The organism is Pseudomonas sp. Sample_22 (assembly GCF_004307635.1).
GTDB lineage: Bacteria > Pseudomonadota > Gammaproteobacteria > Pseudomonadales > Pseudomonadaceae > Aquipseudomonas.
Map to the genome: position 1 here is coordinate 1 of NZ_RCNY01000094.1, position 12,067 is coordinate 12,067.

At 60.5% G+C, this 12,067-nt stretch carries 9 protein-coding genes; 6 read left to right on the plus strand and 3 right to left on the minus strand.

The genetic code is table 11. The features are described 5' to 3' along the window. Positions 1–206 precede the first annotated feature (206 nt). The 4 genes from D8U73_RS27525 (at position 207) to D8U73_RS27540 (ending at position 5,063) form a co-directional block, all read left to right on the plus strand. Positions 207–689, plus strand: coding sequence for a MarR family transcriptional regulator (locus D8U73_RS27525; RefSeq protein WP_130906277.1), 483 nt, complete (start codon positions 207–209; stop codon positions 687–689). Then, a complete protein-coding gene (locus D8U73_RS27530; RefSeq protein WP_130906278.1) occupies positions 679–2,148 on the plus strand; it encodes an efflux transporter outer membrane subunit in 1,470 nt (489 codons plus the stop codon). The genes D8U73_RS27525 and D8U73_RS27530 overlap by 11 nt, the downstream gene beginning before the upstream one ends. A 15-nt stretch (positions 2,149–2,163) precedes the next feature. Continuing rightward, positions 2,164–3,366 carry an HlyD family efflux transporter periplasmic adaptor subunit gene (locus tag D8U73_RS27535; RefSeq protein WP_056854636.1) on the plus strand — a complete coding sequence of 401 codons (1,203 nt, stop codon included), beginning with the start codon at positions 2,164–2,166 and terminating at the stop codon, positions 3,364–3,366. 164 nt (positions 3,367–3,530) lie between these two features. Continuing rightward, positions 3,531–5,063 carry a DHA2 family efflux MFS transporter permease subunit gene (locus D8U73_RS27540; protein WP_130906279.1) on the plus strand — a complete coding sequence of 511 codons (1,533 nt, stop codon included), beginning with the start codon at positions 3,531–3,533 and terminating at the stop codon, positions 5,061–5,063. Between the two features lie 126 nt (positions 5,064–5,189). Here D8U73_RS27540 and lpxH read toward each other — a convergent pair whose 3' ends face one another. Next, a complete protein-coding gene (gene lpxH / locus D8U73_RS27550) occupies positions 5,190–5,924 on the minus strand; it encodes a UDP-2,3-diacylglucosamine diphosphatase (protein ID WP_056854634.1) in 735 nt (244 codons plus the stop codon). Continuing rightward, the gene (locus D8U73_RS27555; RefSeq protein ID WP_056854633.1) at positions 5,921–6,424 is read right to left on the minus strand and encodes a peptidylprolyl isomerase; all 504 of its coding nucleotides are present in this window, start codon (positions 6,422–6,424) and stop codon (positions 5,921–5,923) included. Before D8U73_RS27555 ends, lpxH begins: the two co-directional genes overlap by 4 nt. A 251-nt stretch (positions 6,425–6,675) precedes the next feature. Between D8U73_RS27555 and D8U73_RS27560 the strand changes: the two genes are divergently transcribed. Together D8U73_RS27560 and cysS are read left to right on the plus strand one after the other, a co-directional pair. Next, complete coding sequence (locus D8U73_RS27560) at positions 6,676–8,373, plus strand: glutamine--tRNA ligase/YqeY domain fusion protein (protein WP_056854632.1); 1,698 nt, start codon at positions 6,676–6,678, stop codon at positions 8,371–8,373. A gap of 15 nt (positions 8,374–8,388) precedes the next feature. Further along, the gene (gene cysS, locus D8U73_RS27565; protein ID WP_130906280.1) at positions 8,389–9,771 is read left to right on the plus strand and encodes a cysteine--tRNA ligase; all 1,383 of its coding nucleotides are present in this window, start codon (positions 8,389–8,391) and stop codon (positions 9,769–9,771) included. 290 nt (positions 9,772–10,061) lie between these two features. Here the strand turns inward: cysS and D8U73_RS27570 are convergent, their stop codons facing one another. Then, a complete protein-coding gene (locus D8U73_RS27570; RefSeq protein WP_130906281.1) occupies positions 10,062–11,900 on the minus strand; it encodes a sigma-54-dependent Fis family transcriptional regulator in 1,839 nt (612 codons plus the stop codon). Positions 11,901–12,067: the final 167 nt, after the last annotated feature.

The following is a 12,067-nucleotide window of genomic DNA, read 5'->3' on the forward strand; positions in this document are numbered from 1 at the left end:
TGTCCTCTGTCCCTGTGGGAGCTGGCTTGCCAGCGATGACGGCCTGCCAGCCAACAAACTTCTCCCAGATACCCCTAAGCCGCACTGAAACCCGACGCCACTGGTCAACTATTTACAAAGCAACCTAACTATTACGTTGACATTCACTGTCTAGGCAGTAACATCTCGACATACATTCACTGCCTAGGCAGCTAATCGGTGTTCAGATGAAACATTTCGCGCCAGACGACTTTCACAACTGCCATCTCGGTCTCCTGCTGGGGCGAGCCGCATTGCTCAAGGACCGGATCATTGACACGCACATGGAACCTCACGGCATCACCGCCGCGCAGTTCAAGGTGCTGATCATCATGGCCCAGTACGGTGTCGATTCACCGGGTGAGTTGTGTCGGCACCTGTCGCTGGATAGCGGCTCGATGACTCGCATGCTCGATCGTCTGGAACAGAAAGGCTTCCTCGCGCGCCAACGCTCCGAGGCGGATCGCCGGCAAGTGCAGTTGGTGCTGACGGAACAAGGCCAGGCCTTGGCGAATCGTCTGCCGAACATCGGTGCCGAGGCCATGAACGAACTGGCGGGCGCCATCAGCCCGGAAGAACTGAAAACCCTGGAACTGATCCTGAAGAAAATTCTGCTGGCAGCCGGTGACTCAATCACCGTGCTGCGCTTGGGTGGTAACAATGAACAGTAAAACCTTGCGCACCGGCCTGAGTCTGGTGCTGTTTGCCATGAGCCTGGCCGGTTGCGCCAGCTACAGCGGGCTGCACACCGTAGGTGTCAGCCTCGAGGCAAAAAACCTCAAGGCCGGGCAATCCCTCAGCGGCGTGACGCTATCGCCCGCAGCCTGGCCGAAAAGCGATTGGTGGAAGAGCCTGGGTGATCCGCAACTCGATGGCCTGATCCGCGAAGCACTGCGCGACAGCCCCGACATGCAGATCGCCGACGCCCGCACCCATCAGGCCAGCGCCGCCGCCTACGCCGCCGATGCCGCACGCATGCCGACCCTCGATGCCAGCGCCGGTGTCAGCCGTTCGCGACTGGCGCGGGATCAGGACCCGCTGGGGCAGGGTGGCAACTATTCCACCGTGCGTAACATCGCTGCCAGTTTCAATTACAACTTCGATCTCTGGGGTGGTCAGCGCGACGCCTGGGAAGCCGCGCTGGGCCAGGCTCGCGCCGCTGAAATCGACCAGCAGGCGGCGCAACTGACCTTGTCCGCCGATGTTGCGCGTGCCTATAGCGATCTGGGGCAGGCGCACATCGTCTACGACCTGTCCGCCGAAGACCTCAAGCGCACCCGGCAAATGCTCGACCTGAGCCAGCGCCGCCTGAGTTCCGGGATCGACAGCCAGTATCAGTTCCAGCAGACCGAAAGCCTGGAAGCGACCTCCGAAGCCAATCTGATCGACGCCGAAAAACGCCTGCAATCCGCCAAGATCGCCTTGGCGGTGTTGCTGGGCAAAGGTCCTGACCGCGGCAATGAAATCGCCCGGCCGAACATTCTCAAGCCGGGTGCCGTGGCGTTGCCGTCGGTGCTGCCGGCCGAGTTGCTGGGTCGCCGCCCTGACCTGGTGGCCGCGCGCTGGCGGGTCGAGGCGGCGAGCAAAAACATCGACGCCGGCAAGACGCAGTTCTATCCGAACCTGAACCTCAGCGCTGCGGCCGGTACCGAATCGTTGTTGGGCGATGCAATGTTCGGTTCGGCCAGCCGTTTCTTCAATGTGGCGCCGACCATTTCCGTACCGATTTTCGACGGTGGCCGGTTGCGTGCCGACCTCGACTCCCGCGACGCCGACTACGACCTGGCGGTGGCGCAGTACAACAAAAACCTGGTGAAAGCGCTGGGGGATGTCAGTGACAGCATCAACCAGTTGCGCGATGTCGGCCGGCAGATTGCCGCCCAGCAACACGCCACCGACATCGCCCAGGATTCTTACAACACCGTGGTCCAGCGTTACGGTTCCGGCATCGGTAACTACCTGGACGTGCTCAGCATCGAGCAGCAACTGCTCCAGGCCCAGCGGCAGCTGGCCAACCTGAATGCCGAGCAGATCGATCTGTCGATCCAACTGATACAGGCGCTGGGTGGCGGGTTTCAGCCTGAGGCCATTGCCTCGGCCAACACTGCTCCAGCCACGCTGACTCACTAATTCAAGGTACTTGTCATGGCCACTGCCGATACAACTCAATCCCCGCAAACCACCCCGGCCAATCCCAACGCGGGCAAGCGCAAGTTCCTGTTGCTGGTGCTTGCCATGGTCGTCGTGCTCGGCGGTGCGGGCGTCTGGGCTTACCACGAATTCTTCGGGCGCTGGAGTGAAAGCACCGATGATGCCTATGTAAATGGCAACGTGGTGGAAATCACTCCGCTGGTCACCGGCACCGTCGTGAGCATCGGTGCCGATGACGGCGATCTGGTCCAGGAAGGTCAGGTGCTGGTGAATTTCGACCCCAACGACGCCGAAGTCGGGTTGCAAAGTGCCCAGGCCAATCTGGCGCGCACGGTGCGTCAGGTGCGCGGCTTGTACAGCGACGTCGACGGCATGAAAGCGCAGGTCAACGCCCAGCAAGCCGAAGTGCAGAAAGCCCAGGACAACTTCAACCGCCGAAAAAACCTCGCCGTCGGCGGGGCGATTTCCCAGGAAGAACTGTCTCACGCTCGTGACGACCTGACCTCTGCGCAAAACGCCTTGGCCAACGCGCAGCAGAAGCTCAAGACCACCAGTGCTCTGGTCGATGACACCGTGGTGTCCTCGCACCCGGACGTGATGGCCGCTGCCGCACAGTTGCGTCAGGCTTACCTGAACAATGCCCGCAGCACGTTGATCGCGCCGGTGACCGGTTACGTGGCCAAACGCACCGTGCAGCTGGGCCAGCGGGTGCAGCCGGGTGAAGCGCTGATGGCGGTTATCCCCCTGAATCAGTTGTGGATCGACGCCAATTTCAAGGAAACCCAGCTGCGTGACATGCGTATCGGTCAGCCCGTGGAAATCGAAACCGACCTCTACGGCAGTGACGTGAAATACAGCGGCACCATCGACAGCCTCGGCGCCGGTACCGGTAGCGCGTTTGCCTTGCTGCCCGCGCAGAATGCCACCGGTAACTGGATCAAGATCGTGCAACGGGTGCCGGTACGGATTCACGTCAACGCCGAAGAACTGGCCAAACACCCCTTGCGGGTCGGCCTGTCGACCGTGGTGGATGTGGACTTGCACGACCAGAGCGGCCCGGTGCTGGCGCAACAGCCCCCGCAAAAAGCTTCGTTCAGCACTGGCATTTATGACCGTCAACTGGCCGAAGCCGACGCCATGATCACGCAGCTGATCCACGACAACAGCGCCGCGGTCAGCAAGACCGCCCACCGCTGAGATCACACTCCTCAGGTGCGGGCCTTTGTGGCGAGGGAGCTTGCTCCCGCTCGGCTGCGAAGCAGTCGTAAAGCTTTTAGGGCCGCTTCGCGCCCCGGCGGGAGCAAGCTTCCTCGCCACAAAGGCCCGCTCCATAGCGTCAATCAGGTGTCAAAGGATTCGCAATGAGCAATAACGCGTCTTTCACCCCGCCCAGCCTGCTGCTGAGTACCATCGGCCTGTCGCTGGCGACCTTCATGCAAGTGCTCGACACCACCATCGCCAACGTGGCGTTGCCGACGATTTCCGGCAACCTCGGGGTGAGTGCGGAGCAGGGCACCTGGGTGATCACTTCGTTTGCGGTGAGCAACGCCATCGCCCTGCCGCTGACCGGTTGGCTGAGCCGCCGTTTTGGTGAAGTGAAGCTGTTCGTCTGGGCCACGTTGCTGTTCGTGATCGCGTCGTTTCTGTGCGGGATCTCGACGTCCATGCCGGAACTCGTAGGGTTCCGAGTCCTGCAAGGCGTGGTCGCGGGGCCGTTGTATCCGATGACCCAAACGCTGCTGATTGCGGTCTATCCCCCGGCAAAACGGGGGATGGCCCTGGCGCTTTTGGCGATGGTCACGGTGGTGGCACCGATTGCCGGGCCGATCCTCGGCGGCTGGATCACCGACAGTTACAGCTGGCCGTGGATCTTCTTCATCAACGTGCCGATCGGCCTGTTCGCCGCGTGGGTGGTGACCCAACAGATGAAGAAGCGTCCGGTGGTCACCAGCCGCCAGCCGATGGATTACGTCGGCCTGATCGCCTTGATCATTGGCGTCGGTGCCTTGCAGATTGTGTTGGATAAAGGCAACGACGCCGACTGGTTCGAATCGAGCTTCATCGTCATCGGTTCGGTGATTTCGGTGGTTGCTCTGGCATTTTTCGTGATCTGGGAAATGACCGACGAGCATCCGGTGGTCAACCTGCGGCTGTTTGCTCACCGCAACTTCCGCTACGGCACCATCGTGTTGATTCTGGGGTATGCCGGGTTCTTCGGGATCAACCTGATCCTGCCGCAATGGTTGCAGACGCGACTGGGCTACACCGCAACCTGGGCCGGTTTTGCCGTGGCGCCGTTGGGCATCTTGCCGGTGCTGCTGTCACCTTTTGTCGGTAAATACGCGCCGAGGTTCGATATGCGCTTGCTGGCAGGGCTGGCGTTCCTGGCCATCGGCCTGAGCTGTTTCATGCGCGCCGGGTTCACCAACGAAGTGGATTTCCAGCACATCGCCATGGTGCAGCTGTTCATGGGCATTGGCGTGGCGCTGTTCTTCATGCCGACCCTGACCATCCTGCTCTCGGACCTGCCGCCGCAGCAGATTGCCGATGGCTCCGGGTTGGCAACGTTCTTGCGCACGCTGGGCGGCAGTTTTGCGGCATCGCTGACCACCTGGATCTGGATTCGCCGGGCGGACCAGCACCATGCGTATCTGACCGAAAGCATCACCCAGTTCGACCCGGTAACCCACGAGACGTTGACGCAGCTGGGCGGGGCAGGGGCCAAGGCCTACACGCAACTGGATCAGATGGTGATCAGCCAGGCGTACATCATGTCCACGGTGGATTACTTCACCCTGCTGGGCTGGATGTTCATGGGGCTGATACTCATCGTGTGGCTGGCCAAGCCGCCGTTTACCGCCAAGGCCGGGCCTGCGGCGTCTGCCGGGCATTGAGTCAAACACGAAACAGATCGTTCCCACGCTCTGCGTGGGAATGCCTCTACGGACGCTCCGCGTTCGGCTTTTGATTGGGGACGCGGAGCGTCCCGGGCTGCATTCCCACGCAGAGCGTGGGAACGATCATTGCGCTGGCGGGGTGAAATCAAACGGCGCCAATGCAAAGCCTTGCTCATCGACCTGCAATGCCCAACCCTGACGATCCCAATCCCCCAGCACAATGCGCCGTGCCGCCTGGTCGCCCAGTTGCAGCTTGTGGATGGCGGGCCGGTGGGTATGGCCGTGGATCAGCGTTTTCACGCCGTACTGCTGCATGATCCGCGGAATCTCCAGGGGCGTGACATCGACGATGTCATTGGCCTTCATTCGGGTTTGTGCGCGGCTTTCACTGCGCAGCTTGCGCGCCAGCTTATGCCGGGTGCTCAAGGGCAGATGACGCAGGATGAACAGGGTGATCGGGTTGCGCAGGTAGCGACGCAGCTTCATGTAGGCTTCGTCGCGGGTGCAGAGGCTGTCACCGTGCATCAACAGCACCGGCTCTCCGTTGAACTGCACGACGCTCGGGTCCTTCAGCAAGGTGCAGCCAGCCTGTTTGCAAAAGGCCTGGCCCAGCATGAAGTCGCGATTGCCGTGCATCAGAAAAATCGCCGTGCCGCTGTCGCTCAATTCGCGCAGGGCCTGGCAGATGGAACGCTGGAAAGGGCTCATGGCGTCGTCGCCAATCCACGCCTCGAAAAAGTCGCCCAGGATGTACAGCGCACTCGCCGAGCGGGCGCGTCCGGCGAGCAAATCCAGAAACGCCCGGGTAATGTCCGGGCGCTCCTCTTCCAGATGCAAGTCTGAAATCAGCAATATCACTCAATGATCTCGGCTTTCTCGATGATCACGTCGTCTGCTGGTACGTCCTGGTGGCCGGCCTTGGAAGTGGTGGCCACGCCTTTGATCTTGTCGACGACGTCGGTGCCGGCGGTCACTTTGCCGAATACCGCGTAACCCCAGCCCTGAACGTTCTTGCCGCTGTGGTTGAGGAAGCTGTTGTCAGCCACGTTGATGAAGAACTGCGCGGAAGCCGAATGCGGCTCCATGGTTCGGGCCATGGCGACGGTGTACTTGTCGTTGGAAAGACCGTTGTCAGCTTCGTTCTGGATGCTTGGACGCTTGTCTTTCTTTTCTTTCATGCCTGGCTCGAAACCGCCGCCCTGGATCATGAAGTTACCGATGACACGGTGGAAAACGGTGTTTTCGTAGTGACCGGCTTTGACGTACTCGATGAAGTTGGCAACGGTGATCGGTGCCTTCTCAGCGTTCAGTTCCAGGACGATGTCGCCATGGTTGGTGGTCAGTTTGACTTGGGTCATGATTACTACTCTTTCAAGGAATTCGTGGATTTTGGGACTTCAGCGTCCCGTCACCGGTTCAGCCTTTTGCGGCCGAGACGCGCAGTTTAGCGTGACAGACGCGAATTTCGAGGCTGTTTTTCATTTACGGTTCATTAAATGCGACCGTTTGCAGGTGCGCTCTGTCAGGTGCTTGACGGCATCGGCTATGATAGCGGCTTTGTTTTGTCCGGCCTTCATTACGGCCACGCACTTGTACGTTCAAGGATCCTATGAGCAAGCCCACTGTCGACCCTACCTCGAATGCCAAGACCGGCCCAGCCGTGCCGGTCAACTTCCTGCGGCCGATCATCCAGGCAGACCTGGACTCGGGCAAGCACACGCAGATCGTCACCCGTTTCCCGCCTGAGCCCAACGGCTACCTGCACATCGGTCACGCCAAGTCGATCTGCGTGAACTTCGGCCTGGCCCAGGAGTTCGGCGGCGTCACGCACCTGCGCTTCGACGACACCAACCCGGCCAAGGAAGACCAGGAATACATCGACGCAATCGAAAGCGACGTCAAATGGCTGGGTTTCGAATGGTCCGGCGAAGTGCGCTACGCCTCGCAGTATTTCGACCAGTTGCACGACTGGGCGGTGGAACTGATCAAGTCCGGCAAGGCCTATGTCGACGACCTGACCCCTGAGCAAGCCAAGGAATACCGTGGCAGCCTGACCGAGCCGGGCAAGAACAGCCCGTTCCGCGACCGCAGCGTCGAAGAGAACCTGGACCTGTTCGCCCGCATGAAGGCCGGTGAATTCCCGGACGGCGCACGTGTGCTGCGGGCCAAGATCGACATGGCGTCGCCGAACATGAACCTGCGTGATCCGATCATGTATCGCATCCGTCACGCGCACCACCACCAGACCGGTGACAAGTGGTGCATTTACCCGAACTACGACTTCACCCACGGTCAGTCGGACGCCATCGAAGGCATCACCCATTCGATCTGCACCCTGGAGTTCGAAAGCCACCGTCCGCTGTACGAGTGGTTCCTCGAAAACCTGCCGGTACCGGCCAACCCGCGCCAGTACGAGTTCAGCCGCCTGAACCTGAACTACACCATCACCAGCAAGCGCAAGCTCAAGCAACTGGTCGATGAAAAGCACGTCAATGGCTGGGACGACCCGCGCATGTCCACGCTGTCGGGCTTCCGCCGCCGTGGTTACACGCCGAAATCGATCCGCAACTTCTGCGAAATGATCGGCACCAACCGTTCCGACGGCGTGGTCGACTTCGGCATGCTCGAGTTCAGCATCCGTGACGACCTCGACCAGAGTGCGCCGCGTGCCATGTGCGTGTTGCGTCCGCTGAAAGTCGTGATCACCAATTACCCGGAAGGCCAGGTCGAGAACCTCGAACTGCCGCGTCATCCGAAGGAAGACATGGGCGTGCGCGCCTTGCCGTTCGCCCGCGAAATCTACATCGACCGCGAAGACTTCATGGAAGAGCCGCCGAAGGGCTACAAGCGCCTGGAACCGGCCGGTGAAGTGCGTCTGCGTGGCAGCTACGTGATACGCGCCGACGAAGCGATCAAGGACGCCGACGGCAACATCGTCGAGCTGCGTTGCTCGTACGACCCGGACACCCTGGGCAAGAACCCGGAAGGCCGCAAGGTCAAAGGCGTGATCCACTGGGTGCCGGCCGCTGCCAGCGTCGAGTGCGAAGTGCGTCTGTACGATCGTCTGTTCCGTTCTCCGAACCCGGAGAAGGCCGAAGACAGCGCCAGTTTCCTGGACAACATCAACCCTGATTCGCTGCAGGTACTCACCGGTTGTCGTGCTGAACCCTCGCTGGGCAACGCACAGCCGGAAGACCGTTTCCAGTTCGAGCGCGAAGGCTACTTCGTCGCGGACATCAAGGACTCGAAACCAGGTCAGCCGGTATTCAACCGTACCGTGACCCTGCGTGATTCGTGGGGCCAGTGATTCAAGGAAGTTAACGTGCTAACGATTTACAACACGCTCACCAAGAGCAAAGAAGTCTTCAAGCCGCTCGATGGCAACAAGGTGCGCATGTACGTGTGCGGCATGACCGTGTACGACTACTGCCACCTCGGCCACGGCCGCAGCATGGTCGCGTTCGACCTGGTGACCCGCTGGCTGCGGTTCAGCGGTTACGACCTGACCTACGTGCGCAACATCACCGACATCGACGACAAGATCATCAACCGGGCCAACGAGAACGGCGAGTCGTTCGAAGCCTTGACCGAGCGCATGATCGCGGCGATGCACGAAGATGAAGCGCGCCTGAACATCAAGAAACCTGACATGGAGCCGCGCGCCACGGATCACATCCCGGGCATGCACGCGATGATCCAGACCCTGATCGACAAGGGTTACGCCTACGCCCCGGGCAATGGCGACGTGTACTACCGCGTCGGCAAATTCATGGGCTATGGCAAGCTGTCGCGCAAGAAGATCGAAGACCTGCGTATCGGCGCCCGCATCGAAGTCGACGAGTCCAAGCAGGACCCGCTGGACTTCGTGCTGTGGAAGGCCGCCAAGCCGGGCGAGCCGAGCTGGGAATCCCCGTGGGGCGCCGGGCGTCCGGGCTGGCACATCGAATGCTCGGTGATGTCGACCTGCTGCCTCGGTGAGACGTTCGACATTCATGGTGGCGGCAGCGACCTCGAGTTCCCGCACCACGAAAACGAAATCGCCCAGAGTGAAGCGGCCACCGGCAAGACCTATGCCAACGCGTGGATGCATTGCGGCATGATTCGCATCAATGGCGAGAAGATGTCCAAGTCCTTGAACAACTTCTTCACCATCCGCGACGTGCTCGACAAGTACCACCCGGAAGTCGTGCGTTACCTGCTGGTGTCGAGCCATTACCGCAGCGCCATCAACTATTCGGAAGACAACCTCAAGGACGCCAAAGGCGCTCTGGAGCGTTTCTACCATGCGTTGAAAGGCCTGCCGAGCGTAGCCCCGGCCGGCGGCGAAGCTTTCGTCGAGCGTTTCACTCAGGTGATGAACGACGACTTCGGCACGCCGGAAGCTTGTGCGGTGCTGTTCGAGATGGTCCGCGAGATCAACCGTCTGCGCGAGAGCGATCTCAATGCCGCGGCCGGTCTGGCAGCCCGTATGAAAGAACTGGCCAGCGTGTTGGGCGTGTTGCAGCTTGAGGCTGATGACTTCCTGCAGGCCGGCGCCGAAGGGCGAGTGGACGCAGCCGAAGTCGAAGCGTTGATCGCTGCGCGTCTGGCGGCACGTGCCGGCAAGGACTGGGCCGAATCGGACCGCATCCGCGACCAGCTCACCGCCATGGGCGTGGTGCTGGAAGACGGCAAGGGCGGCACGACCTGGCGTCTGGCTGACTGATGGCTTGATCCGCTTCAAAACGAAACCCGCCTTGTGCGGGTTTTTGTTTTTTGGTGCTGTTCGCGAATTCGGCGCTGACAGGGCGGGCCCCATCGCTGGCAAGCCAGCTCCCACAGTGTCCGTATCGTATACAAAATCGTCGCAGCCCACAGAACCTGTGGGAGCTGGCTTTTTGATCGTTCCCACGCTCCGCGTGGGAATGCATCCAGGGACGCTCCGCGTCCCATTTAGAGCCGAACGCGGAGCGTCCGTTCAGGCATTCCCACGCGGAGCGTGGGAATGATCCCTTGTCACTCAGTCTGGCGCAGTCTTTTATAAAGGGTGTTGCGGCTAACCCCCAGCCTGCGCGCCAGATAGGAAATATTGCCCCCGGCCGCCTGCAATTGCCGGTTCAAATCTTCGACGTCATTCAGATCCACGGCCAGCGGCTCGGGTGTCTCCACCGGCTCCATCTCCAGATCGACGAAAAAATCATCCGGCAAATGCTCTGGCCGCACCGGCTGTTCCTCGGCCATGGCCAGCGCCACCTGCATTACGCTGCTGACCTGACGTAAGTTTCCCGGCCACGGATGGCGCCCGAACAACTCCAGTACCTCGCGACTCAGGCCGGCCCACTGGCTCGGTTCGCGGTGCTGTTCCCACAAACGCTTGAACAGTGCCTCTTTATCACTGCGCTCTCTCAAGGGCGGCAGCTCTAGAGTCAGGCCGCCGATGCGGTAGTACAAATCCTCGCGGAAACGCCCCAACTGCACCTGCTCGCGCAATGAGCGGTTGGTCGCGGAAATGATGCGGATGTCCACCGGGAACAACTCACTGCTGCCCACCGGTTGCACGCAGCGCTCCTGCAGCACTCGCAGCAGGCGGGCCTGGGTCGGTAGCGGCATGTCGCCGATTTCGTCGAGGAACAGTGTGCCTTTATTCGCCTTGCGGATCAGGCCGATGCTGCCTTTCTGGTTGGCACCGGTAAACGCGCCTTTCTCGTAACCGAACAGCTCTGATTCGACCAGTTCAGCGGGGATGGCCGCACAGTTCACCGCAATGAACGCCTGTTTGCTGCGCGAGCTGGCCTGATGCAAAGCCTTGACGAACACTTCCTTGCCAACGCCGGTTTCACCGTGGATCAACAGTGGAATGTCTTTTTCCAGCAAGCGCTCGGCCTGGCGCACAGCTTTTTCTACACGGCTGTCGCCGAAGTGCAGGGTGTTGAGGCTGATAATGGCCGGTGTGGGTACAGTCACAGCCGGTTCGGCGAATACTCGCGGTTGAATCGCAACCTGTTTCGGTCTTTTCAGCAAACACTGGAAACGGTTGCGCCCGGAAGCCTGCAGCGAGAAGGGCAGCCCTTCGGGTTGATTCAGCAGCTCCAGCAACGAGACCTTGAACAGGCTCTCGACGCTGACCCGCGACAGGCGCACGCCCAGCAAATTGTCGGCGCGGCGGTTGGCCGAGAGTACTTGGCCGCTCTCATCGAAAATCAGCAAGCCGGCCCATTGGCTGTCGAGGTTGTTCAGGCCGGTGTTGAAGGTCAATTGGAAATGCTGGCCATGGAACAGGTTGAGGATCAGCCGGTTTTCCACGGTCTGGCTCATCATCTTGACCATGCCCAGGGTGTGGGACGGTGGCAGGTAGCTGTCGCTGGATACGTCGAGCACCGCGATGATCTTGCGCTCGGCATCGAAAATCGGCGCGGCGGAACCGGTCATGAAGCGGTTGGCCTTGAGAAAGTGTTCGTCGTGTTCGATGTGTACCGCCTGCTCGCAGACCAGCGCCGTGCCGATAGCGTTGGTGCCGCTGCAGCGCTCCATCCAGCTGGCGCCAGCGCTGAAGCCGCGGGTCAGGCTAGGTTCGATAAAACGCTGGGTGCCCCAGGTCGTCAGCACCTGGCCCTGATTGTCGGCGAGCATGATCAGGCAGTTGGAGTTGCTGAGAATGTTTTCGTAGTACGGCAGCACTTCCTGGTGGGTGGTTTGCACCAATGAATGCTGGCTCTCGAGCAATTGCTTGATGCTCTGCGCCGGAAGTTGATCGAAGGCCGGAGCGCTCTGGTGATCAAGGCCAAACGCACGGCACCGGGACCAGGAATCCTGGATGATGGTGTCGTGGGACAGCGGCGAGGCAGGTGCGGCCATGGCAGTTGATCTCTGAACAGGCTTTTATTGTTTTTATGGGTGTTGCGTTGACATTCAAACACTACAAACCTGTAGGAGCACGGCTTGCCGGCGATGGCGATTTCGAGGGCGCCATCGCCGGCAAGCCGTGCTCCTACAGAGGGAAAAAGCATCCATAGAGTGTTGTT